General features: G+C 71.0%; 21 protein-coding genes. 14 read left to right on the forward strand and 7 right to left on the reverse strand.

Annotated features, from left to right (window positions below):
- Positions 1-79: 79 nt before the first annotated feature.
- The 6 genes from alc to AB0M87_RS05300 form a co-directional block, all read right to left on the reverse strand.
- A complete protein-coding gene (gene alc / locus AB0M87_RS05275) occupies positions 80-1,213 on the reverse strand; it encodes an allantoicase (RefSeq protein ID WP_365850286.1) in 1,134 nt (377 codons plus the stop codon).
- A 59-nt stretch (positions 1,214-1,272) separates the two neighbouring features.
- A complete protein-coding gene (locus AB0M87_RS05280) occupies positions 1,273-2,202 on the reverse strand; it encodes a LysR family transcriptional regulator (protein WP_365850288.1) in 930 nt (309 codons plus the stop codon).
- 111 nt (positions 2,203-2,313) lie between these two features.
- On the reverse strand, positions 2,314-2,544 hold the full coding sequence (locus tag AB0M87_RS05285) for a hypothetical protein (protein ID WP_365850289.1): 231 nt from the start codon (positions 2,542-2,544) through the stop codon (positions 2,314-2,316).
- On the reverse strand, positions 2,508-4,610 hold the full coding sequence (malQ, locus tag AB0M87_RS05290) for a 4-alpha-glucanotransferase (RefSeq protein ID WP_365850290.1): 2,103 nt from the start codon (positions 4,608-4,610) through the stop codon (positions 2,508-2,510). The genes AB0M87_RS05285 and malQ overlap by 37 nt, the downstream gene beginning before the upstream one ends.
- A 92-nt stretch (positions 4,611-4,702) precedes the next feature.
- Positions 4,703-4,930 (reverse strand): hypothetical protein, encoded by a 228-nt coding sequence (locus tag AB0M87_RS05295; protein ID WP_365850292.1) that lies wholly within the window; start codon positions 4,928-4,930, stop codon positions 4,703-4,705.
- Between the two features lie 245 nt (positions 4,931-5,175).
- The gene (locus tag AB0M87_RS05300) at positions 5,176-5,712 is read right to left on the reverse strand and encodes an HNH endonuclease (RefSeq protein ID WP_365850293.1); all 537 of its coding nucleotides are present in this window, start codon (positions 5,710-5,712) and stop codon (positions 5,176-5,178) included.
- Positions 5,713-5,948: 236 nt separating this feature from the next.
- On the opposite strand from AB0M87_RS05300, the gene AB0M87_RS05305 reads away from it, so the two are divergent.
- From AB0M87_RS05305 to AB0M87_RS05370, 14 genes are all read left to right on the forward strand, one after another.
- The gene (locus AB0M87_RS05305; RefSeq protein WP_365850295.1) at positions 5,949-7,022 is read left to right on the forward strand and encodes a mechanosensitive ion channel family protein; all 1,074 of its coding nucleotides are present in this window, start codon (positions 5,949-5,951) and stop codon (positions 7,020-7,022) included.
- Positions 7,023-7,277: 255 nt separating this feature from the next.
- Complete coding sequence (locus AB0M87_RS05310) at positions 7,278-8,486, forward strand: ROK family transcriptional regulator (RefSeq protein ID WP_365850296.1); 1,209 nt, start codon at positions 7,278-7,280, stop codon at positions 8,484-8,486.
- Positions 8,487-8,572: 86 nt separating this feature from the next.
- Positions 8,573-9,907, forward strand: coding sequence for an ABC transporter substrate-binding protein (locus tag AB0M87_RS05315; protein ID WP_365850297.1), 1,335 nt, complete (start codon positions 8,573-8,575; stop codon positions 9,905-9,907).
- A 7-nt stretch (positions 9,908-9,914) separates the two neighbouring features.
- Positions 9,915-10,856, forward strand: a complete 942-nt coding sequence (locus AB0M87_RS05320; protein ID WP_365850298.1) for a sugar ABC transporter permease — start codon at positions 9,915-9,917, stop codon at positions 10,854-10,856.
- A 4-nt stretch (positions 10,857-10,860) separates the two neighbouring features.
- Positions 10,861-11,763: a carbohydrate ABC transporter permease gene (locus AB0M87_RS05325; protein ID WP_365850300.1), complete on the forward strand. Its 903-nt coding sequence runs from the start codon at positions 10,861-10,863 to the stop codon at positions 11,761-11,763.
- A 5-nt stretch (positions 11,764-11,768) separates the two neighbouring features.
- Positions 11,769-13,088 (forward strand): 6-phospho-beta-glucosidase, encoded by a 1,320-nt coding sequence (locus AB0M87_RS05330; RefSeq protein WP_365850302.1) that lies wholly within the window; start codon positions 11,769-11,771, stop codon positions 13,086-13,088.
- Positions 13,079-14,059, forward strand: a complete 981-nt coding sequence (locus AB0M87_RS05335; RefSeq protein ID WP_365850304.1) for a BadF/BadG/BcrA/BcrD ATPase family protein — start codon at positions 13,079-13,081, stop codon at positions 14,057-14,059. The genes AB0M87_RS05330 and AB0M87_RS05335 overlap by 10 nt, the downstream gene beginning before the upstream one ends.
- Before the next feature lie 469 nt (positions 14,060-14,528).
- Positions 14,529-15,770, forward strand: a complete 1,242-nt coding sequence (locus tag AB0M87_RS05340; RefSeq protein ID WP_365850951.1) for a hypothetical protein — start codon at positions 14,529-14,531, stop codon at positions 15,768-15,770.
- A 14-nt stretch (positions 15,771-15,784) separates the two neighbouring features.
- Positions 15,785-16,795 (forward strand): glutamate ABC transporter substrate-binding protein, encoded by a 1,011-nt coding sequence (locus AB0M87_RS05345; RefSeq protein WP_365850306.1) that lies wholly within the window; start codon positions 15,785-15,787, stop codon positions 16,793-16,795.
- A 75-nt stretch (positions 16,796-16,870) separates the two neighbouring features.
- Positions 16,871-18,223 (forward strand): hypothetical protein, encoded by a 1,353-nt coding sequence (locus AB0M87_RS05350; protein WP_365850308.1) that lies wholly within the window; start codon positions 16,871-16,873, stop codon positions 18,221-18,223.
- A 10-nt stretch (positions 18,224-18,233) separates the two neighbouring features.
- Positions 18,234-20,768, forward strand: coding sequence for a tetratricopeptide repeat protein (locus AB0M87_RS05355; protein WP_365850311.1), 2,535 nt, complete (start codon positions 18,234-18,236; stop codon positions 20,766-20,768).
- Between the two features lie 4 nt (positions 20,769-20,772).
- Positions 20,773-22,125 carry a PP2C family serine/threonine-protein phosphatase gene (locus tag AB0M87_RS05360; RefSeq protein WP_365850313.1) on the forward strand — a complete coding sequence of 451 codons (1,353 nt, stop codon included), beginning with the start codon at positions 20,773-20,775 and terminating at the stop codon, positions 22,123-22,125.
- A 127-nt stretch (positions 22,126-22,252) separates the two neighbouring features.
- A complete protein-coding gene (locus AB0M87_RS05365; protein WP_365850314.1) occupies positions 22,253-23,632 on the forward strand; it encodes a VWA domain-containing protein in 1,380 nt (459 codons plus the stop codon).
- Positions 23,633-23,697: 65 nt separating this feature from the next.
- Positions 23,698-24,840 (forward strand): FHA domain-containing protein, encoded by a 1,143-nt coding sequence (locus tag AB0M87_RS05370; RefSeq protein WP_365850316.1) that lies wholly within the window; start codon positions 23,698-23,700, stop codon positions 24,838-24,840.
- On the opposite strand, the gene AB0M87_RS05375 is transcribed toward AB0M87_RS05370, so the two are convergent.
- Positions 24,837-25,820: a methyltransferase domain-containing protein gene (locus tag AB0M87_RS05375; RefSeq protein WP_365850318.1), complete on the reverse strand. Its 984-nt coding sequence runs from the start codon at positions 25,818-25,820 to the stop codon at positions 24,837-24,839. The two genes, AB0M87_RS05370 and AB0M87_RS05375, sit on opposite strands and share 4 nt — an antisense overlap.
- Between the last annotated feature and the right edge of the window lie 31 nt (positions 25,821-25,851).

Genomic DNA, 25,851 nt, shown 5'->3' on the forward strand with positions numbered 1-25,851 from the left:
CCCAGCTACCGCTGGGAGGGGCCCCCAGGACGGGCTTGTTTTTCCGGACGGGGCCGGGGTTTCGGGTGGAGGGGCCGGATCAGGCGGTCAGTTCCCGGTAGCGGGCGCGCAGGTCGGCGGTGCCGGCCTCGGTGAAGGTGCCGTGCAGCCGCATGCGGGCCACGCCGCCGTCCGGGAAGGTGTCCAGGCGTACATGGGTGACGGTCGCCGTACCGGCGAGCTTGAAGCGGTGCAGAGTGTCGGGCTGCAGGGCGGTGCGGGGCAGGATCTCGAACCAGTCGCCGGTCTCGCCGTCGCGTCCGCTCAGCGCGATCCAGCCGGCCGCATTGCCCTTCAGATAGGCCGTGTCGATCTCGACGGCGCGTACGGCGCCCTGCGCGGCGAGCCGGAAGCGGACCCAGTCGTTGGTGTCGCGGACCCGGCGGCGGCGGTTCTCCCAGCCGTCGTCCATCTTGCGGGAGGTGCCCGGCAGGATGATCTGGGTCGGTGACGAGTAGAACTTGTCCGAGGCGTCCTCGTAGGTGCCGCCGTTGAGTACGGAGAGCAGGTCGACGGTGGAGAGCAGCTCCAGCCAGGCCGGGTCGGGGACGACCTCGCCGTGCACGCGCAGCCGGGCCACGCCTCCGTCGGGGTGCTGGCAGAGCCGGATGTGGGTGTAACGGCGGCCGGTGGTGATCTCGAAGCCGTTGGCCGCGTGGCCGAGCACGGGGGTCGGCGGGACGATCTCGTCCCACTTCACGTCACCGGCGAGCAGCTGCTCGGGGCTCGGCGAGCCCTCGACCGAGGTGGCCTGGACCGAGACGCGCTGCGGGTAGTTGCCGCGGAAGTGCGCAGTGTCGACGATGATCCCGCGGATCACGCCGGGGGCTCCCAGCCGTATCAGCGCCCAGTCGTGCTCGTCGGGGGCGGGGAACGGCGCGTCCGACGTTCCCCGGCGGCGGCGGGTCTCCCAACCGTCCATGATCTTGCCCTTGTGACCGAAGCGCTCGGGGTCGAAAACGGCCCGCTCCCTGACCAGCAGGTTCTCCCGCTCGGCGAAGAACTCGTCATTGGCGGCGACGACGCCCGCACCGAGCCTGCGGTCGGCGAGGTCCACCAGTTCGGTGAACGGGAAGTCCCCGGTGCGGTAGTCGGCGTACGGGTCGCCGCCGCCGTAGGGGGCTGCGTCGTTGGCGTGCGGGTCCTGGAAGTCCGGTGCATCAGTCGAAGTCATGACTCGACTTTGCCTCGGCCGAACCGGTCATGTCCACCGAAAGTTTCCGGACAATCCTTTCAGTAATCCTGAACGTTCTCCTGGTGGCCGCGAGCCGCCGCCGCGTCGCGCAGCGCCGCGAGCACCCGGGCCACCGCCGGACCGTCCTGCGCACCGCGGCGCACCGCGGCGATCACCTGGCGCCGCGGCTGATCGGCGCTCAGCACGCGGGTCACCACACCGGTACGGCGCTCCGCGGCGGCCATCCTGGGGACCAGCGCGATGCCCATCCCCGCCTCCACCATGGCCAGGATCGCCGTCCAGCCCGCCGCACTGTGCGCCTGTTCGGGGACGAATCCGGCAGCTTCGCAGGCGACGGTGGTGATCTCCGACCAGGGGCCGCTGCCCCCGAAGATCCACGCCTCGGCGGAGAGGTCGGCGAGCCGCAACCCCTCGGCGGTGGCCAGCCGATGCCCGGCAGGCAGTGCGACGTCGAGCGGGTCGGCCAGCAGGGACACCCGGGTGAAGCGCGGGTCGCCCGCCGTCGGCGCATGGGCGGCGAGCGAGAGGGCCAGATCGACATCGCCGCCGGAGAGCAGCTCGTACGCCTCGGCCGCCTCCGCCTCCCTGACCCGGACACCGACACCCGGACTGGTCGCCCGCAGCGCAGCCACGGCGGGCACCACCAGGGCCGGCACCGCGGTGGAGAAGGCCCCGACCCGGACCTCGCCGGCCTCGCCGTGGAGATAACCGGCCAACTCGGCGTCGGCGCGCTCCAGCTGGGCGAACACCGCCTCCGCGTGGCGGAGTACGAGATGGGCCGCGTCGGTGAGCCTGACCCGCCTGCCCTGGGCCACCAGCAGCGGGACACCGAGCTGCTTCGAGAGATTGGTGAGCTGCTGGGAGACGGCCGACGGGGTCATCAGCAGCGCCTCGGCGGTGGCCGTCACGGTCCCGCGCTCGCTCAGGGTGCGCAGGATCCGGAGCTTCTTGATGTCCCACTCGGTCATGCCCCGCAACCTATCCCGCGCACAGAGGCGCTGCGGAGTCGCGTGGGCAACTCCGCAGCGCCTCGGAAAAGCATGTCGGACCGTGGTGCGGCCGGTACGCCGGCGGTGGTGCTAGGCCTTCTTGTGGGACTTGTCGAGCACCATCACCAGTCCGGCGATGATCGCGAACAGCGCCAGTGGGATGAGCACGTAGAGGCCGATCGTCTGGATCACGCTCAGGCCGGGACCGGGGTCGTCGCCGTTGTCGCGGGTCACCGCGAGCGCAGGGGACGACATGAGCAGCATCATCAGCGTCGTACCGGCTGCTACGGCGCCGGCGCGCAGGGCGTTCTTCTTGTCCACGGACCCAACGTAGCGAACGCCTGAGCGCGAGGAGCGCCCGGGGGTGTCCTACGCGCCGGGAACTCACTCATCAGCCGGTGCAGACGGGGTGATGCGGTCAACTCCTCGAGGGCGACGGGGTGGCCCTGCGCATCGGCGATCGGCAGCCGCCAGTTCGGGTACTGGTCCCAGGTGCCGGGCAGATTCTGCGGCCTGCGGTCGCCCACCGCGTCCGGCAGCCAGACGCCGGTCATCAGCGCGGGGGTGCGGAGCAGGAAGCGGTAGACGGCGCGGACCTCGCCCTCCTCGCAGCCGGGGCCCTCCGGCAGCAGTCCGCTGCGGGAGAAGAGGCCGAGCCATTCGGAGACCTCCGCGCGGTCCTCGGCCTCCTCCTGCCGGAGGGGACGTGTGAGCAGGCCCAGGCGGTGCCTCAGTTCGACGTGTTCACCGGTCAACCGAGCGGTGGTGGACGGCAGGTCGTGGGTGGTGGCGGTCGCCACGCAGCCCTCCCGCCACGTGTCGGGTGGCAAGGGCCGCCCCGTATCGCTCCAGTCGCGCTCGAACCAGAGCACGGAGGTGCCGAGTACGCCGGAGCTCGACAGGGCCTCCCGCACACCGGGCTCGACGGTGCCGAGGTCCTCGCCGATGACCGCGGCACCGGCCCGGTGGGCCTCCAGCGCCAGGATGGCGAGCATGGCCTCGGCGTCGTAGCGGACGTAGGTGCCCTCGGTGGGGTCGACGCCGTCCGGCACCCACCAGAGTCTGAAGAGACCCATCACATGGTCGATGCGCAGTGCCCCGGCGTTGCGCAGGATGCCGCGCAGCAGCCCCCGGAAGGGCGCATAACCCGAAGCGGCGAGTGCGTCGGGGCGCCAGGGCGGCAGGCCCCAGTCCTGCCCCCGGGCGTTGAAGGCGTCCGGCGGGGCGCCCACCGACATGCCGGCGGCGAAGGCGTCCTGCTGCGCCCAGGCGTCGGCGCCGCCCGGGTGCACACCGACGGCCAGGTCGTGGACGACGCCGATCTCCATTCCCGCGTCGACGGCGGCGCGCTGCGCGGCGGCGAGCTGGGTGTCGGTCAGCCAGGCCAGCCACATGTGGAAGTCCACCCGGTCCTGCAGCTCCACGCGGGCCCGGGCCGTCTCGGCCGAGCGGGGGTCGCGCAGTCCCGGGGGCCAGCCGTGCCAGTCGGAGCCGTGCACTTCGGCCAGTGCGCACCAGGTGGCGTGGTCGTCGAGGGCCTGGCCCTGCGCGGCGAGGAAGTCCGCGTAGGCGGCGCGCCGCCCGGGGGCGAGCGGGATGCGCGCCACCAGCTCCAGGGCTTCCTTCTTCAGCGCCCACACCGCGTCGCGATCGATCAGTCCGCCCTCCCGCAGAACGGCGTCGCGCAGTGCTGCGGCCTGCTTCAGCCGTCCCTGGTCCTCGACGTACGCGTACTCGGGAACCGCCTCCACCCGCAGATGGACGGGGTCGGGAAAGCGGCGGGACGACGGCCGGTAGGGCGAGGGGTCGGTGGGCGTGCCCGACACCGCCGCGTGCAACGGGTTGACCTGTACGAACCCGGCACCGAGCACCCGACCCGACCAGGCGGCGAGGTCCGCGAGGTCGCCGAGGTCGCCCATCCCCCAGGAGCGGGCGGACAGCAGCGAGTAGAGCTGGACCAGAAAGCCGTGCGTGCGCCCGGGTGGCTGCGGCACCCGCTCGGGCGCCACCACGAGTGTGGCCTGCCCGCTCCGCCCGTCGGGCGCCTCGGCATGCAGCCGGTGCACCCCTAACGGCAGCTGATGCCAGGCGTCGAGGGTCGTGCCCTGCTCGGTCTCGATACGCAGCGTGGTCCCGTCCGGAAGGTCACGGACCGCCTGCGGCCGCACATCGCCCCGGGCCACCACGGTCCCCGGCAGCAGCCGGCTCCCTGCGGCCGCCGCCTGCCGGTCGAGCTCCTCGCGCACCGCCTCCGGCGTCGACGCGTCGACGCCGAGCGCCGCGAGCACGGCGATCACGGTGGCGTCGCGGATCGGAACGGTGACGTCTGCTGAGGGCGCGTACGAGGTGGCGACTCCGTGCAGCGCGGCGAGCCTGGCAAGACTCATGCGGACTCCCCGTTCGGGCTCGGGCGGCCGGCTTCGGACTGCGGATCCTGCTGCGGCTTCCGTTTTCCGGCGGCGGGCTGCGGGCTGCGGCGTCAGATTCCGGCGGCTGTTCCGTATGCGGTCGGTTCGCTGGTCAGCGGCGTGGCATCGGCGAGCGGCGGCTCGCTGGTGAGGGGCGAGACATCGGCGAGCGGCGGTTCGCTCGTCAGCGGCAGTTCCATGGAGCTGGTGCTGGCATCGGGGTCGGTCATCAGGACGGGCATGAGCTCGGGCACCCGTTTGGACAGGGCCGGGGGCAGAAGCTGGACTGAAGCGGCCACAGAGGCCTCCGTAAGGTCGGCTACAAGGTCGGACACAGCCCTACCCACTGGGCGCGGCCCCATCCGTATACATTCAGCCAACGTGTTCCGGATCACTTTCTGTTCCCTGCGGGGCCAGTCCACACTTCCTCTCCGCAGACAATTCAGACACACCGGCGCCACGCGTTGACACCTTCGCCACGGAGGTGGTGCGCTCACCACCCGAACAGCACAACGTGAGACCTGCCGCCGACGCCCCGGACCCCTCAGGCGGAGATGCCGTCGATCCGAGCCAGCGCGTCGTCCGCACCGAAGGGTTGCAGGTACGGCAGCCAGCGCGGGTCGCGATGCCCGGTGCCGATGATGCGCCAGGCCAGTCCGTTCGGCGGGGCGGGCTGCTGGTGCAGCCGCCAGCCCAGTTCCAGCAGGTGTCGGTCGGCTTTGACGTGGTTGCAGCGGCGGCACGCGGCCACCACGTTGTCCCAGCGGTGCTGTCCGCCGCGGCTGCGCGGAATGACATGGTCGACGCTGGTTGCGACGCCACCGCAGTACATGCAGCGCCCGCCGTCCCGCGCGAAGAGCGCGCGGCGGGTGAGGGGGACGGGCCCCCGGTAGGGGACTCGGACGAACCGCTTCAGTCGTACGACGCTGGGCGCGGGGACGATGCGGGTGGCACTGTGCATGAAGGCGCCGGACTCTTCCAGGGAGACTGCCTTGTTCTCCAGGACGAGGACGAGTGCGCGACGGAGCGGTACGACGCCGAGCGGCTCGTACGACGCGTTGAGGACCAGGACATGCGGCACGACGGATGCCTCCTTGTACGCCGGCGGCGCGTGGCTCGCGCCGGGACGATCTGCTCTCAGTCTCTACTCCTGCCTGGTCGAAGCGCTACCAACGTCAGGTAACGGGCTCGGAGTGTTTTCGCCCACACTCCGCTCCATCGCAGGTGAGAGACGTCTCGTCGGCGCGGAGGGGCGCGGAGAAGGACCGCTGCGCCGTTAGTGTGGAACGTCCGCCCGTGCTTCTGGAGGTTCCCGTCGTGACTGCTGTGACCTGGTTCGCTGCGGCGGGCGACGGCGCCGGGGCCGGGTCGGCCGGCAGCCTCGACGGGGCACAGCGGTCGGCCGACAGCGCCGCCGCCTGGGTGGAGCAGAACTGGGCCACCTGGCTGTCGGTCGGTCTGCGGATCGCGCTGATCCTGGTCATCGCGGTGGTGTTGCGCTCCATCATCCGGCGCTCGCTCACCCGGCTGATAGACCGGATGAACCGCCATGCCACCGCCGTTCAGGGCACCGCGCTCGGCGGCCTGCTGGTGAACGCCGAGCGGCGCCGCCAGCGCTCCGAGGCGATCGGCTCGGTGCTGCGCTCGGTGGCGTCGTTCGTGATTCTCGGCACCGCCGCGCTGATGGTCCTCTCCACGCTGAAGATCGATCTCGCGCCGCTCCTCGCATCGGCGGGTGTCGCGGGTGTCGCGATCGGCTTCGGTGCCCGCAATCTGGTCACCGACTTCCTGTCCGGCGTCTTCATGATCATGGAGGACCAGTACGGGGTCGGGGACACCATCGACGCGGGCGTCGCCTCCGGCGAGGTCATCGAGGTCGGCCTGCGGGTGACCAAGCTGCGCGGTGACAAGGGCGAGATCTGGTACGTCCGCAACGGCGAGATCAAGCGGATCGGCAACCTCAGCCAGGGCTGGGCGACGGCGGCGGTGGACGTTCAGGTGAAACCGACCGAGGACCTGGAGCGGTTGCGCGAGGTCATCGGCACGGTGGCCGAGGACCTGGCGAAGTCCGAGCCGTGGAACGAGCGCCTCTGGGGCCCGGTCGAGGTGCTGGGCCTGGACTCGGTGCTGCTCGACTCGATGGTGCTGCGGGTCTCGGCCAAGACGATGCCGGGCAAGGCACTGGGCGTGGAGCGGGAGCTGCGCTGGCGGCTCAAGCGAGCGCTGGACGAGGCAGGCATCCGTATCGTGGGCGGGCCGGTCACGGTGGATACCGAGGAGCCGCCGGTCGACGCTTCGGTCGCGGGGGCGGCGCCCTCGGCGCTGGCCAGCCCGACCTCTCCGCAGTCCATCGCGGCATCACCGATCCCCTCACAGGATCTCTCGAAGTAACACCTGAAGTAACAGCAGCTCTCCTTCTCCACCAGGGCGTCCCCGGGTACTCCGCGGGGGCGCCCTGCGTCGTGTCCGGGTAACGCTTTGGTCGCCGGAGCGGGGCTGCCCATTGACGGCCGGCTGACCTGCGGCCTACGTTCCTCCTCAGGGATTGGAAACTTTCCTAACAGTGATTCCCGCAGTGGTCGCTGACAGCGCGGCTGATAGGGATTCCCTGACAGTGACTTCCTGACACGGGCAGGTGCGTGCGACATGGCCGGTGGAGCCACCCCGGGTACACCCCGGGTGCTACGAGCGATGAACGACCGGGCCGCGCTCGATCTGCTGCTGGAGCACGGGCCGCTGTCCCGCACCAGGATCGGCAAGCTCACCGGCCTTTCCAAGCCGACCGCCTCCCAGCTGCTGGCGCGTCTCGAAGCGGCCGGACTCGTGCTGGCCACCGGCACCAGCGAGGGCCGCCCCGGACCCAGCGCGCAGTTGTACGCGGTCAACGCGCAGGCCGCCTACGCGGCCGGGATCGATGTGAACCCGCAGCGCATCCGGGCCGCCGTGGCCGACATCACCGGGCGGACCGTCGGGGAGTTCCGGCTGGCGACCCCGGGGCGGCGCGGCACCGGTGTCGTGCGGCAGGTGACGGACGCCCTCGACGGTGCGGTGAAGGCCGCAGGTCTGGTGCGAGCCGATGTGCGGCGGGTGGTGATGGGCACGCCGGGCGCCTTCGACCCGAACACCGGGCGGCTCCGCTACGCCTCGCACCTGCCCGGATGGCACTCCCCCACGCTGCTCGACGCACTGGCCGGCGCCCTGCCGATGCCGGTCGAGTACGAGAACGACGTCAATCTGGTCGCCGTCGCCGAGCAGCGGCTCGGCGCTGCCCGCGGGCACGACGACTTCGTACTGCTCTGGAACGAGGAGGGCATCGGCTCCGCCGTCGTCCTCGGCGGCCGGCTGCACCGCGGCTTCACCGGCGGCGCCGGTGAGGTCGGGTTCATGCCGGTGCCCGGTGCGCCACTGGTACGCCAGGTCACCAAGGCCAACGCCGGCGGCTTCCAGGAACTCGCCGGGTCCCAGGCGCTGGCCCGGCTGGCCCGCGAGGCCGGTATCGAGGACATCGGGCACGGTTCTCACGCCGAGGTGGCGAGCGCGCTGATCGCCGAGGCCGCGCGGGCCGGCTCCGGGCCGTACCGGCGGCTGCTCGAGGTGTTCGCCACCGGGATCGCCACCGGTCTGGCCTCGCTGGTCGCGGTGCTCGATCCCGAACTGCTCGTGCTGTCCGGGGACCTGATCGTGGCCGGCGGGGAACCGCTGCGTGAACTCGTCCAGGGGGAGCTCGCCGAGCTGGCCGCCGCCCGGCCGCGGCTGGTGCTCGGCACCGTGCAGGAACATCCCGTACTGCGCGGCGCGCTGGAGAGCGCCCTCGCCACCACCCGCGACGAGGTCTTCGACACCTCGTCCCACTGACCTCGCGCACGAGCCGCTCCCGCACCACTCGCTCCGACCCCGCACCGCCCCGTACAGCCCCGGATCCGCCAGAGGGAGATTCCGTCATGCCCAGAAACCGCCGAGCTGCCGCGGCCGCCGTCGCCGCTGCCTCCATGTTGCTGCTCGCCGCCGCCTGTACCGGCCAGAGCTCCGGTGGGGCGACCGACGACCCGAACGCGAAGACCACCCTCACCTTCTGGCACGGGTGGAGCGCCCCCAGCGAGGTGAAGGCGATCCATGCGGACGTCGACCGTTTCGAGAAGGCGCACCCGAACATCACGGTCAAGACCGTCGGCAATATGACCGATGACAAGATCAACCAGGCGCTGCGGGCCGGGGGTTCGAACGCCCCCGACGTGGTCTCGTCGTTCACCACCGACAACGTCGGGAAGTTCTGCTCGTCCGGTGCCTTCGCCGATCTCAAGCCGTTCCTCGACAAGTCGAAGATCGACCTCGACACGACGTTCACCAAGCCGCTGCAGGCGTACACCCAGTTCGACGGCAAGCGCTGCACCCTGCCGCTGCTCAGTGACGCGTACGCGCTCTACTACAACAAGGACGCGTTCAAAGCGGCCGGGATCACCTCCCCGCCGAGGACCTGGACCGAGTTCGACCAGGACGCGGTCAAGCTCACCGAGCCGCAGGGCGACTCGTATCAGCAGCTGGGCTTCATGCCGACGTTCCACGGTTACGAGTCCACCCCCGGGCACCTGGTCGCCCAGTGGAGCCCGACGTACTTCGACCGGAACGGCAAGTCCGACGTCGCCAAGGACCCCGCCTTCGCGAAGATGTTCACCTGGCAGCAGGGCCTGGTGAAGAAACTCGGCGGCTTGACCAAGCTGGAGAAGTTCCGGTCCGGTTTCGGCGACGAGTGGGGCGCCAAGCACCCCTTCCAGACCGGCCAGGTCGCGATGCAGGTCGATGGTGAGTGGCGGCTCGGCATGGCTGAGGACGCCAAGTCGAAGGTGGACATCGGTGTCGCGCCGCTGCCGGTGCCCGCGGACCAGGCCGACAGCTACGGCAAAGGCTATATCACCGGCACCGTCGTCGGCATCGCGTCGACCAGCAAGAAGCAGAACGCCGCCTGGGAGTTCGTCAAGTACATCACCACCGACACGGACGCCGTGGTCGGCTTCGCCAACGACATCCACAACGTCCCCTCCACGCTGGCCGCGCTCAAGTCGCCGAAGCTGACGTTCGACCCGCGCCTGCAGACCTTCCTGGACATCGCGCAGAACCCGAAGTCCAACACCACCCCGGCCTCCGTCAACGGCGGCACCTACCAGGTGACCCTGCAGGACTTCGGTTACGACTTCGAGTCCGGCAAGGCGAAGGATCTGCAGGCGGGTCTGCAGAAGACCGCGGACCAGATCGACACGGACATCGAGAAGGCGAAGTAGCCCCACCATGGCCACCTACACCCTGAGTTCGAAGCGCCGGAGATCGGCGATGCGGACGGCGGCCTTCATGTCGCCGTGGCTCATCGGGTTCAGTGTCTTCTTCGTCTACCCGCTGGTCTCGACCGTCTACTTCTCGTTCACCGAGTACGACGGCTTCAAGGCCCCGGTCTTCAACGGCCTGAAGAACTGGACGTACGTCTTCGCGAACTACCCGGACTTCTGGCCGGCGATGCGCAATACCCTCTGGCTGGTGATCGTGATGGTCGCCTGCCGGGTGGTCTTCGGTCTCGGCATCGGGCTGCTGATCACCAGGATCAAGACCGGTGCCGGGGTCTTCCGGACCCTGTTCTACCTGCCCTATCTGGCGCCCCCGGTCGCGGCCACCCTCGCCTTCGTCTTTCTGCTCAACCCCGGTACCGGTCCGGTCAATTCGATCATCGGCGACATCGGCCTGCCGACGCCCGGCTGGTTCACCGACGCGAGCTGGTCCAAGCCGGCACTGACCATGCTCGCGGTCTGGGGCATCGGTGACCTGATGGTGATCTTCATGGCCGCGCTGCTGGACGTACCGAAGGAGCAGTACGAGGCGGCCGAACTGGACGGGGCGTCCGCGGTGCAGCGCTTCCGGTTCGTGACGCTGCCGAACATCTCACCGATCGTGATGTTCGCGGTGGTCACCGGGATCATTCAGGCGATGCAGTACTACACCCAGCCGCTGGTGGCCGGGAAGGTCGCATCGGGCATCATCGGTGGCAGCGGCCAGCAGTTCCAGCCCGGCTTCCCCGACAAGTCCACGCTGACCCTGCCGCAGCTCGTCTACACGCTCGGCTTCCAGCGCTTCGACTACGGGTCCGCCTGCGTGGTCGCGCTGGTCCTCTTCGCCCTCGCCATGGCCTTCACCGCCCTCCTGATGCGGCGTCGCAGCGGACTCGTACAGGCAGGTGACTGACGTCATGACCCAGCTCACCCGGACCGTCGACCGGCCCTCGCCGCGACCGGACGACGTGACCGAAGCCCGGCGGACGGCGCGCCGCAGCGCCCTGCTGCACTGGATCGCGGTGCACGCCCTGGGGGTGGCCGCCGCGCTCTTCTTCGTGCTGCCGTTCGTGTTCGTGGTCCTCACCTCACTGATGAGCGACCAGCAGACCCTCACCCGGGATCTGTGGCCGCACACCTTCGAGTGGTCCAACTACCGCAAGGTCTTCGACACCCCCGGGTTCCTCACCTGGTGGCGCAACACCCTGCTGTACGCCGGTCTCGGCACCGTACTGACCGTGGTGTCCTCCCTACCGGTGGCCTACGCGCTCGCCAAGTTCCGCTTCCGCGGCCGGCATCTGTCGCTGATGCTCGTCATCTCGATGATGATGCTGCCGCCGCAGGTCGTGATCATCCCGATGTATCTCTTCTGGGCGAAGCAGCTGGACCTCTCCGGCACGCTCTGGCCGCTGATCATCCCGATGGCCTTCGGCGACGCGTTCTCCATCTTCCTGCTGCGGCAGTTCCTGCTGACCATCCCCAACGAGTACATCGACTCCGCCCGGGTCGACGGCTGCGGCGAATTCCGCACGCTGATCAGGGTCATCGTCCCGATGGCCAAACCGGGCATCGCGGCCGTCGCGCTCTTCCAGTTCTTCTACGCCTGGAACGACTACTTCGGACCGCAGATCTACACCTCGGAGAACCCGGCGGCCTGGACACTCTCCTACGGCCTGGAGTCCTTCAAGGGTGCGCACCACACCGACTGGAACCTGACCATGGCCGCGACCGTACTGGTCATGGCCCCTGTGATCCTCGTCTTCTTCTTCGCGCAGAAGGCCTTTGTCGAGGGCGTCACACTGACCGGAGTGAAGGGGTAGCTGACATGAAGCTCGCAGTAGTGGGGGGCGGGTCCACCTACACGCCCGAACTCATCGACGGCTTCGCCCGGTTGCGGGACACGCTGCCGATCAGCGAACTGGTACTCGTCGACCCCGCGGCCGACCGTCTCGGGCTGGTGGGCGGCCTGGCCCGGCGGATCTTCGCCAAGCAGGGCCACCCGGGCGTCATCACCACGACCTCGGACCTGGACGCGGGCATCGCCGACGCCGACGCCGTACTGCTCCAGCTGCGGGTCGGCGGACAGGCGGCCCGGCTGCAGGACGAGACCTGGCCGCTGGAGTGCGGCTGCGTCGGACAGGAGACGACGGGGGCCGGCGGCCTCGCCAAGGCGCTGCGTACGGTGCCGGTGGTGCTGGACATCGCCGAACGGGTCCGGCGCACCAACCCGAACGCCTGGATCATCGACTTCACCAACCCCGTCGGCATCGTCACCCGGGCGCTGCTGCAGGCCGGGCACAAGGCCGTCGGGCTGTGCAACGTCGCCATCGGCTTCCAGCGGAAGTTCGCCGCGCGCCTCGATGTCGCGCCGTCCGACGTGTTCCTCGACCACGTGGGCCTCAACCACCTCAGCTGGGAGCTGGGCGTGCGCATCGGTGGCCCCGAGAGCACGGACATGCTGCCGAAGCTGCTCGCCGAGCACGGTGACGCCATCGCGGACGATCTGCACCTGCCGCGCTCGGTCCTGGACCGTCTTGGTGTGGTGCCCTCGTACTACCTGCGGTACTTCTACGCGCACGACGAGGTCGTGCGGGAGCTGGGCGGCAAGCCGTCGCGGGCGGCCGAGGTCGCCGCGATGGAGAAGGAACTACTGGCGATGTACGGGGACCCGAAGCTGGACGAGAAGCCCGCGCTGCTCGCCCAGCGGGGCGGGGCCTTCTACTCGGAGGCGGCGGTGGACCTGGCGTCGTCGCTGCTCGGAGGAGGCAGGGGCGGCCCCGAAGGGCCCTCGGGCAAGGGTGGCGGGGGGAGACGGGCGGGAGGTTCTCGCTACCAGGTGGTGAACGCCTACAACAACGGCACGCTGCCGTTCCTCCCCGACGACGCGGTGATCGAGGTCCAGGCCACCGTGGACGGCAGCGGCGCGACTCCGCTCGCGGTGCCGGCCATCGACCCGCTCTACGCCGGGCTGATCGCCAACGTCACGGCGTACGAGGACCTGGCCCTGGAAGCAGCGCTGCGCGGTGGCCGCGACCGGGTCTTCCGGGCGTTGCTCGCCCACCCACTGATCGGGCAGTACGCATACGCCGATGAGCTGACGGACAAGCTCCTCGCGCACAACCGGGAGCACCTGGCGTGGGCGTGACGGCAAGTGTGCTGGCGATCGACGCCGGCAACAGCAAGACGGACGTGGCCGTCATCGCGGCGGACGGCACCGTCCTGGGAAGGGGCCGGGCCGGCGGCTTCCAGCCGCCGGTGGTGGGGGTCGACGCCGCGGTGGACGTGCTGGCCGTGGCGGTCGACCAGGCGGCGCGGGCGGCGGGCCGCGCAGCGGACGAGCCGTTCGCCGGCTTCGTGTCCGCCTGCCTGGCCAACGCCGATCTGCCCGTCGAGGAGCAGGAGTTGGCCGTCGCGATACGGGCCCGTCACTGGGGCCGTTCGGTCGAGGTGCGCAACGACACCTTCGCGATTCTGCGGGCGGGGGTGGACGAGCCGCGCGGGGTGGCCGTGGTGTGCGGCGCCGGCATCAACTGTGTCGGCATGACACCTGACGGGCGCACCGCCCGCTTCCCGGCGATCGGCCGGATCTCGGGTGATTGGGGCGGTGGCGGGGGGCTGGCCGAGGAGGCGTTGTGGCATGCGGCGCGGGCCGAGGACGGGCGGGGCGGCCCGACCGCGCTGGCACGGACGCTGCCCGCGCATTTCGGGCTGCCGACGATGTACGCCCTGATCGAGGCGCTGCACCTGGGCCGGCTGCCGGCCCGGCGCAAGCACGAACTGGCACCGGTGCTGTTCGCCACCGCGGCGGCCGGTGACGCGACGGCGCGCTCGCTGGTCGAGCGGCAGGCCGAGGAGGTCGTCTCGCTGGCCACGGTGGCGCTCGGGCGGCTCGGTCTGCTGGGTGAGGAGACACCCGTACTGCTGGGCGGCAGCGTACTGGCCGCCCGTCACCCCCAGTTGGACGACCACATCGGCCGGCTGCTGGCCGAGCGCGCGCCGAAGGCGGTGCCACGGGTGGTGACCGAGTCGCCGGTGCTCGGCGCCGCCCTGCTGGGGCTCGACCGGGTGGGGGCGCCCGCGGAGGCGCGGGCCCGGGTTCGGTCGCAGTATGCCTGACGGCGCGACCCGTGCCTGACGCCCGACGTAGGCCTGACGCCCGTCGCAGGCCTGACGGCGCGACAAGCCGTTGCCCCTGCGGGTGAACCGGAGATCGGTACGGCCGGAATGGGAACCGAAATGATCGCGATCACGTATTCATGGTGGGGACACAGCGGGGAGGCGGGCGACGGGTTGATCAGGATCCAGCCAATCCCGGTGTGAAGGCAGCTCCCTGCGGCCATACTGCTGGCCGGGCACTCGTCCCCCGACGCCGCGGGAGACGGGACACCGTCCGTGACCACGGGTCCGCGACCGAGGGGGAGGTCAAGTGGTACAGCCGTCGATCGGGGGCACGACGCAGGCTCCACCGCCTGCGCAGCCCCCTGCGCCCGCGCCGTCGCCGTCCGCGCACCCGCCGGCGCCCGGCAGCGGCCGGCCCCCGTCCCGGAAGCGGCTCCGCGCCGCGGCGAGGACCGAGCCGGGCCGGCTGTGGGTCATCGGTTCGCTGGTGGCCGCGCTGGTGGTGACCTTCGGAGCGGTGACGGCACTCGAGATCTCCAACCGTGCGGCGGCTGCCGATGATGTGGTGAACCACAGCCAGCCGCTCAGCGCGGACGCGGCGAACATCTACCGCTCGCTGGCCGACGCGGACACGGCGGCGGCCGGCGGCTTCCTCGCCGGGACCCAGGAGCCCGCCGATGTGCGTGCCCGGTACGACGAAGACATCGCCACGGCGTCCCGGCTGCTGGTGAAAGCCGCAGCCAACACGGACAGTTCGACCGACTCCGGTCGGCAGATATCTCAGATCAACGAGCAGCTCCCCCGCTACACCGGCCTGATCGAGCGCGCCCGGGCCACCAACCGGCAGGGACTGCCGCTCGGCGGCGCCTATCTCCGGTATGCCAACCAGCAGATGAACACGGAGCTGCTGCCGGCCGCCGAAAAGCTCTACGAGGCGGAGACCGGCCGGCTGTACGACGACTACGACTCCGCCGCCGCCTGGCCCTACTTCGGGACCGCGGCGGGTGTGCTGGCGCTGGCGGGGCTGATCTACCTGCAGCGGCGGAACTTCCTGCGCACCAACCGGGTGTTCAACCACGGCCTGCTGGCTGCCTCGGTCGCCTCCGCCGTGGTGCTGTTGTGGATGGTCACCGGGCATCTGGTCGCGGGCGCCGACCTGCACACCTCCAGGGCACACGGCCAGGAATCACTCAAGGTGCTCAACGACGCCCGGATCAGCTCGCTCAAGGCCCGTTCCGACGAGAACCTCACCCTGGTCGCACGCGGCGCCGTGCTGACCAAGGACGGCAAGCACGACCAGTACGAGTTCGCCTACTCACAGGAGATGGCGTCCCTGGTCAGCGGACTCGACAAGGCGGTGAGCCTTGCCGATGACAAGGCGGGCAGCAAGCCGGTGCGGGCCGCGGTCACGGACGTCAAGGTCTGGAAGGGCCGGCACGCCACCGCCCGGCGCACCGATGACAGCGGAGACTACGAGGACGCGCTGAAACAGGTCATCGGCAGGACGGACTCCACCGGCCAGTGCTTCGATCAGGTGGACAAGGCGCTGGAGCAGGCACTCGCCCATGAACAGATCGAGTTCACCAGCGCCGCATCGGACGGGCGCGGCGCGCTGGCCGGACTGCCGGTGGGCGCCGCGGTGCTGGCGGTGCTGGGTGCCGCGGCCGCCGGGCTGGGTGTGAGCCGCAGGCTTTCGGAGTACCGATGAGGAGGCGTCACCGTATGCAGGGGCGCCGGGTGAGGAGGCGCAGCGTGCCGCGTGGCTGGGGCGGTGTCACCGGGATGGCAGCGGCCTGCGTGCTGACGGCGACGGCGACGCTGGTCCCGCTCTCCCTGGGCGCGGCCGGCCCGGAGGACTTCGGGCAGCCGACCGGCCAGGGGGTGGTGACGGCGTCGCCCGTGAAGGCCGACACCTGCAAGGACCCGGAAGCGAGTCTGCAGCCGTCCAGTGCCGGCGGTCCGACCATCGACAGGATCAAGAAGGCCGGCCGCCTCGTCGTCGGTGTCGACCAGAACAGTTACCGCTGGGGCTACCGCGATCCGGCGAGCGGCACGCTGGAGGGCTTCGACATTGACCTGGTGCGTGCCATAGCGAAGAACATCCTGGGCGATCCCGACAAGGTCACCTACCGTGCCATCCCGACCAATCAGCGGATCGAAGCACTGCAGAACGACAAGGTCGACATCGTGGTGCGGACCATGACGATCAACTGTGCGCGGATCAGTCAGGTGGCCTTCTCCACCGCCTACTTCCAGGCGGGACAGCAGGTGCTGGCACCGAAGGACTCCACGATCACCGGGTACAACGACACGCTCAGGGGCAAGCGGGTCTGCACGGCCACCGGCTCCACGGCGTACGACGCGCTGAAGCAGAAGTCGTTCGGCGCGATCTTCGCCGACACGCCGACCGAGCAGCGCACGGTGCCCAACCAGCTGGACTGCCTGGTGCGGATCCAGCTGGGCCTGGTCGACGCGGTGGTGACGGACAACGCACTGGCCGCGGGCCAGGCGGCGCAGGACCCGGCAGTCGCCCTCAAGGGCGAGCCGTTCACCACCGAGTACTACGGCGTCGCGACCAAGCTGGGCCACGACGATCTGGTGCGCCGGATCAACCAGGTGCTCGTCGACTACCGCAGGGGCGGCGCCGACAGCCCCTGGATGCAGGCGTACAACGAGTGGCTGGCAGCCGACATGAAGGGGATATCGGGTCCGCCCCCGCCCAAGTACCGCTAGGCGGGGTGTTCAGAGCAGGGTCGAACAGGGCAGGGCCCGGAGGGGCAAGGCAGGATCCGAGCGGAGAGGTGATCGATGGGCGTCGCGGGTTCCGTGCCCGGTCCGGAGGGGCCCGACAGGTCCCCCGGACCGGCGATGGACCGGGACGAGGTGGACCGGGCACTGGCGCGGCTCGGCGCGGAGCACGAGGCGATCGAGACCTCGCTCCTCGCCCTGCAGGACCACGCCGGCCGAAGGCTCCTCGAGGGCGCCGAGCTGACCGGTCTCACCAAGGACCGCTGGGCGGCCACCGAGCAGCGCATCACCGTGCTCTGGGCGTACTTCGACGCCTACACGGCGGCGTTGCACGAGGCCCGCGAGTTGCGGGCGCGCAGGCGCTGGCCCAGCCGGGAGGACCTGGCCGAGCTCACCGACGTACTGCGCGACCGGGGCGTCACCCTTGCCGGTGCCGCCACCCACTCCGCACCCACCGGGCCCGCGTCCTCGGTCACCGGACCGGCCAGGCTCGCCGAGCATGTCTCGCTCGGTGAGCTGGTGACCCGGATAAACGAGCTGTACGCGCAGTCCCTGGACATGATCGTCGCCTCCGACTCGGTGTGGTCCGCGCTCCCCGCCCGGATAGACCTGCTCGCCGCCGAGTTGGCCCGCACCCGCTCACTGGCGCACTCCGTCGGCGTACGGCCGGGCGAGCACCCGGCGGGTGACGAGCTCGCGGAGATCACCGACGAGCTGACGGCGCTGCGCGCGGAGGTGATATCCGACCCGTTGGCCTACTGGCGCCCCGCACAGGGCAGTTCGGCTCCCGGGGGCGGCCGCGCCGACACCGAGCGCTACGACCGGGCGGCCCGCGCTCTCGACGACATCAGGCGCGAGATCGAAGCGGTGCTCACGGTGCGGCAGGACGCCGAGCAGCGGCTGCTGCGGCTGCGGGACGTGCTGTCGCGCGCCGACCGCACGCTCACCGAGGCCAGATCGGCGCGCGGCGAGGTCCTCGCGAAGATCGCCGCATCGGAGGTGCCCGCGGTGAGCGGCCCCTCGACGGTGCTGCGGGAGCAGTTACGCGCGGCAGCCGAATACCGCAGGCATGCACAGTGGCACCGGCTGTCTCCGCTCCTGGAGTCGTTGGAGCGGGAGGCGGACGACGAACTGCTGCGCGCCCGCGAGTCGTTGTCGGCGGTCACCGCACCGCTCGCGGTCCGCGCGGAACTGCGCGGCAGGCTGGACGCGTACAAGGCGAAGGTCGCCCGGCACGGGATGGCCGAGGATCCGCTGCTGATCGAGCGGTACGACGCGGCCCGCAGAATGCTGTGGAGCGCACCGTGCGATCTGCGCGTCGCCGAACAGGCGGTGCTGCGCTACCAGCGGGCGGCGGCGGAGGTCCTGGCCCCGAGGCAGTCCGGGCCGGCCGACCACAGGGGGAACGCGTGAGGGAAGCAGTATGAGCGACCAGCAGAAGTGCCAGCGGCCCGGCTGCGAGGGCAGCTACGAGGACATGGGCGGCGGCGAGCTCTACTGCGGTGTCTGCGGCCTGGCGCCGGTGGTGTCCTCCACGAGCATGCTGGGTTCGCCGCCGACCGGGCTCACCCGGGCGGGCCGCGGCGGTGACAGTTCCTCCGCGCGCAGTAGCCCGGGCTCGTCGTCCCGCGCCTCCGGGCGCTCCTCGTCCCGGTCGTCGACCTCGCGCCGCTCGGTGTCCGGGCGGCTGTCGCGTGCGCTGTCCGGCGGGGCCTCCGCCCGTTCCGTGTCGGTGCGCAGCTCCGGGGCTCCGGCGAGTTCTTCGGCCCGCAGCCGGCTCGGCGCCGGCCTGGTCACCGTCCCTGATGTGCCGCGCCCCGATCCGCGCTCCGCGGTGATGGAGCATCCGGAGGTGCCGGAGCGGAAGCGGTTCTGTTCCCGCTCCGACTGCGGCGCCCAGGTGGGCCGCTCACGGGGCGACAGGCCGGGCAGGACGGAAGGATTCTGCACCAAGTGCGGCCACCCGTACTCCTTCGTGCCGAAGCTGGGCACCGGCGACATCGTGCACGGCCAGTACGAGGTGATGGGCTGCCTGGCGCACGGCGGCCTCGGCTGGGTCTATCTGGCCGTCGACCGCGCCGTCTCGGACCGCTGGGTGGTGCTCAAGGGCCTGCTGGACACCGGTGATCAGGACGCGATGGCCGCCGCGATCTCGGAGCGGCGTTTCCTCGCCGAGATCGAGCACGCGAACATCGTGCGGATCTACAACTTCGTCGAGCACCTCGACCAGCGCACCGGTTCCATGGACGGCTACATCGTCATGGAGTACGTCGGGGGAAAGTCGCTCAAGGAGATCGCCAACGAACGGCGCGGCAGGGGCGGGAAGCGCGATCCGCTGCCGGTCGAGCAGGCCTGTGCGTACGGGATCGAGGCCCTGGAGGCGCTCGGCCACCTGCACAGCCGCAACGTGCTGTACTGCGACTTCAAGGTCGACAACGCGATCCAGCAGCAGGACCAGCTGAAGCTGATCGACATGGGCGCGGTGCGCAGGATGGACGACGACGAGTCGGCCATCTACGGCACGGTCGGCTACCAGGCGCCCGAGGTCGCCGAGGTGGGCCCGTCGATCGCCTCCGACCTCTACACGGTGGCACGCACCCTGGCGGTGCTGACCTTCGACTTCCAGGGCTACACGAACGTGTTCGTGGACAGCCTTCCCGACCCGGACCACATCGAGGTCTTCCGGACGTACGAGTCCTTCTACCGGCTGCTGGTCAGGGCGACCGACCCGGACCCCGCACGCAGGTTCGCCTCGGCCGCGGAGATGGCCGAGCAGCTCACCGGCGTACTGCGGGAGGCCGTGTCGCTGCAGACGGGGCGGCCGCGGCCCGCGCTCTCGACGCTGTTCGGGCCCGAGGTGCGGGTCACCGACACCGAGCTGTTCGCCGAACCGGTGGGCGATGTGTCGGTGCTCGGGATGCGCGCGCTGCCGTCGCGGCGCCGCGCCACCGTACCCGGAATTCCGGCGCAGCGGCCGCCGGTGCCCACGGCGCCGCCGGCCGCACCGCAGACCGCGCCGCACCGGCCGTTCCTGGCAGGTCTCGACGCATCCGCCACCGCACTGGCGCTCCCCGTGCCGCTGGTCGATCCGAACGACCCCGACGCCGGTTTCCTGGCCGGGCTGCTGGTGTCGGCGCCGAGCGAAGTGATCGCCGCGCTGGAGGCCGCCCCCGGCGATTCGCTGGAGCGCAGGCTGCGTCAGGTACGGGCCCGGCTGGACAACCAGGACGCGTACACCGCGGTGGAGCTGATCCAGGCCCTGGAGGCGCGCCACCCGGACGACTGGCGGGTCGTCTGGTACCGCGGTCTGGCGGCGCTGGTCACCGGTGACCGCGAGACGGCCGCGCTCTCCTTCGACGCGATCTACGACGCGTTTCCCGGCGAGCCCGCACCCAAGCTGGCGCTCGGCGTCTGCGCCGAGGTGCTCGGCCAGTTGGACAACGCGGCCGCCTACTACCACCTGGTGTGGGCCACGGACCCGAGCTTCGTCAGCGCCGCGTTCGGCCTGGCGCGGGTGCAGCTGGCGGCGGGTGATCGCAGCGGCGCCGTCCGTACGCTGGAGTCGGTGCCCGAGGCGTCGATCCACTACACGGCGGCCCGGGTGGCCACCGTACGGGCAAGGCTGCGTCGGCGTGTCGCAACCGATGCCCTGCTGGACGACCTGGTGGCGGCGGCGAACCAGGTGACGGCGCTCCAGGGGTTCGGTCTCGATGCCGTACGCCGGGAGCAGCTCGTCACCGAAGTGCTGGGCACGGCTCTCGACTGGATACTCTCCGGGGGCCGGGGCGGCCAGGTGGTGGAGTCCACCACCCTGCTCGGCAGTCCACTCGACGAGCGGGGCCTGCGCTTCGGCCTGGAACGCTCTTTCCGGGTACTTGCCCGGCTCGCCCAGCGTGGCGAGGAGAGGATCGAACTGGTGGAGCGGGCCAACCGTCTCCGCCCCCGGACGTGGGTGTGAGTTGATGTCCCAGATGAACCAGTGGGCTGCCTGCCCCAGCTGCGAGGAGCCGCTGGAACCCGGCGACTTGTTCTGCGGCGCGTGCGGGTACGACCTGTCGGCCGTGCCCGGCCCGCCGGACACCCGGCCCACCACCGTCGCGCAGGCGGAGGCGGAGGCGAGCGCCGTCGAGGCGGGCGCCGGCCGACCGGGCGCGGCCGAGGCGGGGAAGGGAACGGCCGGGTGGCCTGCCGCCCCCACCAAGGACAGCGCCGGCAACCCGGCACCCGTACAGTCCGCGGCCGATGTGCCGGGCACCGCATCGGACGGCGGCGAACTGCCGCCGCAGGTCCGGCGCGACGACCCGCCCGCGCCGGACGACTATCCGCTGCCCGCCCCCGACCCGCGTACCCCGGCGGTCCCCGCCACCGCTGCGGCGGAGGGCGAAAAGGTTTGTGTGGCCTGCCGTACCGGCCGTATCGACGACGACGGTTACTGCGAGAACTGCGGGCACGCCCAGCCGCGCGAGCGCGACCACATGGAGCAGCAGCTGGACGCGGTGGCCGCGGTCAGCGACCGGGGGCTGCGCCACCACCGCAATGAGGACGCCTTCGCGGTCTCCTCGGTTGCCCTGCCCGACGGTTCACCCGCCGTGGTCGCCGTGGTCTGTGACGGTGTGTCATCGGCGACCCGCCCCGACGAGGCATCGGCGGCGGCTGCGAGCGCCGCCAATACGGCGCTGCAGGTCTCGCTCCCCCGGGGCACCCACCCGCAGCAGGCGCTGCACGACGCGATCGTCGCCGCGTCGGAGGCGGTCAACGTCCTTGCCGCGGAGCCCCCGCCTGCCGTGGAGCACGAGCCGCACCGGCATCAGAACGCCCCCGCCTGCACCCTGGTCGCCTCCATCGTGACAGGGGGTCTCCTGATCGTCGGCTGGGTCGGCGACAGCCGTGTCTACTGGGTGCCCGACGACCGCAGCGCGCAGCCCTCACGGCTCACCGAGGACGACTCCTGGGCCGCGCAGATGGTCGCGACCGGCCTGCTGAGCGAGGCGCAGGCGTACGCGGACGAGCGCGCCCATGCCATCACCGGGTGGCTCGGCGCCGACGCGTACGAACTGGAGCCGCACACCGCATCGTTCAAACCGGACCGCCCCGGCGTGGTGGTGGTCTGCTCGGACGGGCTGTGGAACTACGCGGAATCGGCCGAGGAGATGGCCCGGGTCGTCACCACCGACGCGGGCGCCCGACCGCTGCACTGCGCGCAGGTGCTCGTCGGTCATGCGCTCGACGGCGGGGGCCACGACAACGTAACAGTGGCCGTTCTGCCGTTCCTGGTGCCGCGACAAGGGGCAGGATCCGGCTACAAGGAGGCGTGAAGCCCGCTATATCCGTATCCGCGGATCCCGGATCCACAGATTCGGCATCCGCAGATCCCTGTCCGCAGATCCCTGTCCGCAGGCCGGTTCCGTGTACCCGTAGCCGTGCCCTCAAGGAGCCGCCCCGATGGCCAACTTCTCCAAATCGGCCGTGCCGCAATTCTCCGTCGACGTCTATCAGAACGAGTTCCTGCCGGAGGGCGGGCGCGAGGTCAACGCCATCGTGACGGTCACCTCGACCGGCGGCGGCACCAGCGGGGGCACGCTCACCGAGCTGACCACGCCGCCCGCCACCCGCGGGACGGCCGGTGCCGCCGTGGTGCTCATGGTGGACTGTTCCGGCTCGATGGACTATCCGCCGACGAAGATGCGCAACGCACGCGACGCGACGGCCGCGGCCATCGACGCCCTGCGGGACGGCACCGCCTTCTCGGTGGTCGCGGGTACCCATGTGGCGAAGGACGTCTACCCGGGCAACGGCGGCCTGGCCATCGCCGATCCGCAGACCCGCGACCGGGCCAAGGAGGCGCTGCGCAGGCTGAGCGCGGGCGGTGGTACCGCGATCGGCACCTGGCTCCGGCTCACCGACCGGCTGCTGAACACGGTCGGCAGCCCCCTCGGCGAGCAGGTGATACGGCACGGGATCCTGCTCACCGACGGCCGCAACGAACACGAGTCGCCGGAGGACCTGCGGGCCGCCATCGATGCCGCTGCCGGCCGGTTCACCTGTGATGCCCGCGGCGTCGGCACCGACTGGGAGGTCAAGGAGGTCACCGGCATCGCCTCGGCGCTGCTGGGCACGGCCGACATCGTGGCCGATCCGGCGGGCCTGGCCGCCGACTTCACGCGGATGATGGAGCACGCGATGGGCAAGGAGGTCGCGGACGTCTCGCTGCGACTGTGGACGCCGGTCGGCGTACAGATCAAGTTCGTCAAGCAAGTGGCGCCCCGGGTCGAGCAGTTGACGGACCGGCGCACCGAAGCCGGGCCGCGGGCCGGGGACTACCCGACCGGCTCGTGGGGTGACGAGTCCCGCGACTACCACATCTGCGTGCAGGTGCCGGAGGCCGGCATCGGTCAGGAGATGCTCGCCGCCCGGGTCTCGCTGGTCCTCCCCCAGCCGTCCGGGACCGATCCGTCCGGGGGTACCCCGCAGACGTTGTCGCAGGGGCTGGTGCGTGCGGTGTGGACGGACGACATGGTGGCGTCCACCTCCATCAATCCGCAGGTCGCGCACTACACCGGACAGGCCGAACTGGCGCAAGCCATCCAACAAGGATTGGATGCCCGCAAGTCGGGCAATCTGGATGGTGCGACCGCGAAGCTCGGCCGTGCGGTACAGCTGGCGGCGGCCTCCGGGAACGAGGACACTGCGAAGCTGCTGGCAAAGGTGGTGGACGTCGTCGACGAGGTGGCAGGTACTGTGCGACTGAAGGCAAAGGTCGCGGAGGCGGACGAGATGACCCTCGAAACGCGCTCCACGAAGACAGTTCGTGTCAAGAAGTAACCAAAAGCAACAGAAGTAACGTTTTGCGGCCTTCGGGCCGGATGAGGAGAGGGGGAAGCGACTCCATGCCGACCTGCCCGAACGGACACCAGTCGGGTTCCGACGACTGGTGCGAGGTCTGCGGCCATCGCATGGGCGCCGTGCCGCCGCCTCCCCCACCGCCCCCGGCGTACACCGGTGGCGGAGCCCCCCAGCAGCAGCCCCCACCGCAGCAGCCCCAGGCCCCGGCCCAGCAGAATCTTCATCCTGCCGCCGGTTACGGTTACCCGCCGGAGCCCACCGCCCAGGCGGAGCTCTGCCCGCAGTGCCGCACCCCCCGGGAGGCCGGAGCGCCGTTCTGCGAGGAGTGCCGCTGGAACTTCCTCACCAACACCGCGACGTCGTACACGCCGGTGGCCCCCCACCTGCCGCCGGACTTCCAGTCCCAGCAGCCGCGGCCGCCGGACTCGTTCGACTACCAGAGCTCTCGGCCCTCGCAGATGAACCGTCCTGCCGAACCGCTGACGAACGACCCGTCGAGTCGACAGGGCCCGCCCCCGCCGTCGCCGTATCAGCAGCAGTCCGGGCCTCCGCCGCCGTCGTTCGCCCAGCCGCCGTCCTTCGCCCAGCCCCCGTCGTTCGCACAGCCACCGCGTGCACCGCAGGCTCCCCAGCAGCCTCAGCCGCCACAGCCGGGCCCCGACGACTGGCTGCTGCCCCCACCGTCGCAGGGCGGGCAACAGCCCCAGCAGCAGGCACCGCAGCAAGCTCCGCAGCCTCCTCAGCAACAGCGGCCGCCCGTGCCGCAGCAGTCCCAGGGGCCCGGGAACTGGTCGCTCACCGTCGGCCCCGACCGTGAGTACTTCATGGCCATGATGCAGCGCAGCGGGCCCGAGGCCACCGGCCTGAACCTGCCCGCCTACTCCCCCGAGCAGCAGCTTCCGCTCACCGGGAACCAGATCACCATCGGGCGCCGCCGGCATTCCACCGGCGAGTCCCCCGACATCGATCTGTCGGTGCCGCCCGAGGACCCGGGCGTCTCGCATCAGCATGCGGTGCTGGTCCAGCAGCCCGACGGTTCCTGGGCCGTGGTGGACCAGAACTCGACCAACGGCACCACGGTCAACGGTGCCGAGGACCCGATCCAGCCCTACGTGCCGGTTCAGCTCGAACCGGGCGACCGGGTCCACGTCGGCGCCTGGACCACCATCAGGATCCACCGGGACTAAGACCCGCTCTGTGGTCCCAGCGGCCAGCCCCACGGCCCGTCGGGGTCGTCCAGCCAGGCCCACTCGCGCCCGTCGCTCAGCGTGATGCCGTATCTCTCCCTCTGCGGTCGCCCCGCGCGCTCCCAGAGGGAGAGTGCGTCCGCCGGCTGCAGGCTGCCCCCGGTCAGGGTGAGCAGAAAGCGGAAGAGGTCGTCCTCGCCCGCACTGCCGGGCAGCCCTTCGGCCTGCGGGGTGGCCTCCTGTGCCGACCCCCCTCGCAGCGGCACGAAGTAGGCGGGCGTGCGCAGAAACCGCCCCTCGGCGTGCTCCGCGTCCCGCACCCGGAGCAGGATCAGCCCGGTCGACAGGGGCGCCAGAATGCGGGCCCCCGGCCGGCACTGCGCGAGCCAGGCCCGCGGTACGGAGGGCAGCTCGCAGGTCGCGATGATCGCGTCGAACGGGCCGCGCCCCGGGCAGCCCCCGGCGCCGTCCCCGGTGACCACCGCGGGCGCGTACCCGGCGGCCCGCAGGTGCCGGCGGGCCGACTCGGTGATCTCGGGGTCGAGGTCGACGGTGGTGACCCGGGCGTCTCCGAGCCGATGGGCCAGCAGTGCCGCGTTGTAGCCGCTGCCCGTGCCGATCTCCAGCACGGCGTCCCCGTCCCGCACATCGAGTCTGTGCAGCATCCGCGCCATCAGCGACGGCTGGCTGCTGGACGAGATCAGTTCACCGTCCCGCATCCGGGTGGCCAGTGCCTCATCGGTGTACACACGTTTCAGCCAGCGCGCGCGCCGCTCCGGGTCCGAATCCTCGCCCCACAGCCGCTCGGGTTCGGGGAAGCCGCCGGCAAAGAAGTACGGCACGAAGAGATGCCGCGGCACCTCGGCGAACGCCGCTCGCCAGGCCGGGTCCGCCAGGGCGCCGCTCTCCGCGATCTCCCGCACCAGCGCGGCCCGCAATTCCTGCTCTGCGCCCATGTCCGCGCCGTGTTCTGCGCCCATATCCCCACTGTGCGGCGTGCCCGCTCGAGAG

This window comes from Streptomyces sp. NPDC051320 (assembly GCF_040682175.1).
Classification (GTDB): domain Bacteria; phylum Actinomycetota; class Actinomycetes; order Streptomycetales; family Streptomycetaceae; genus Streptomyces.

What these genes read in the sequence shown, in the direction of transcription:
- alc (WP_365850286.1), bottom strand. Translation starts at nt 1,213, where the DNA reads ATGACTTCGACTGATGCACCGGACTTCCAGGACCCGCACGCCAACGAC.
- AB0M87_RS05280 (WP_365850288.1), bottom strand. Translation starts at nt 2,202, where the DNA reads ATGACCGAGTGGGACATCAAGAAGCTCCGGATCCTGCGCACCCTGAGC.
- malQ (WP_365850290.1), bottom strand. Translation starts at nt 4,610, where the DNA reads ATGAGTCTTGCCAGGCTCGCCGCGCTGCACGGAGTCGCCACCTCGTAC.
- AB0M87_RS05310 (WP_365850296.1), top strand. Translation starts at nt 7,278, where the DNA reads ATGGCCGGTGGAGCCACCCCGGGTACACCCCGGGTGCTACGAGCGATG.
- AB0M87_RS05315 (WP_365850297.1), top strand. Translation starts at nt 8,573, where the DNA reads ATGCCCAGAAACCGCCGAGCTGCCGCGGCCGCCGTCGCCGCTGCCTCC.
- AB0M87_RS05320 (WP_365850298.1), top strand. Translation starts at nt 9,915, where the DNA reads ATGGCCACCTACACCCTGAGTTCGAAGCGCCGGAGATCGGCGATGCGG.
- AB0M87_RS05325 (WP_365850300.1), top strand. Translation starts at nt 10,861, where the DNA reads ATGACCCAGCTCACCCGGACCGTCGACCGGCCCTCGCCGCGACCGGAC.
- AB0M87_RS05330 (WP_365850302.1), top strand. Translation starts at nt 11,769, where the DNA reads ATGAAGCTCGCAGTAGTGGGGGGCGGGTCCACCTACACGCCCGAACTC.
- AB0M87_RS05345 (WP_365850306.1), top strand. Translation starts at nt 15,785, where the DNA reads ATGCAGGGGCGCCGGGTGAGGAGGCGCAGCGTGCCGCGTGGCTGGGGC.
- AB0M87_RS05350 (WP_365850308.1), top strand. Translation starts at nt 16,871, where the DNA reads ATGGGCGTCGCGGGTTCCGTGCCCGGTCCGGAGGGGCCCGACAGGTCC.
- AB0M87_RS05355 (WP_365850311.1), top strand. Translation starts at nt 18,234, where the DNA reads ATGAGCGACCAGCAGAAGTGCCAGCGGCCCGGCTGCGAGGGCAGCTAC.
- AB0M87_RS05360 (WP_365850313.1), top strand. Translation starts at nt 20,773, where the DNA reads ATGTCCCAGATGAACCAGTGGGCTGCCTGCCCCAGCTGCGAGGAGCCG.
- AB0M87_RS05365 (WP_365850314.1), top strand. Translation starts at nt 22,253, where the DNA reads ATGGCCAACTTCTCCAAATCGGCCGTGCCGCAATTCTCCGTCGACGTC.
- AB0M87_RS05370 (WP_365850316.1), top strand. Translation starts at nt 23,698, where the DNA reads ATGCCGACCTGCCCGAACGGACACCAGTCGGGTTCCGACGACTGGTGC.
- AB0M87_RS05375 (WP_365850318.1), bottom strand. Translation starts at nt 25,820, where the DNA reads ATGGGCGCAGAACACGGCGCGGACATGGGCGCAGAGCAGGAATTGCGG.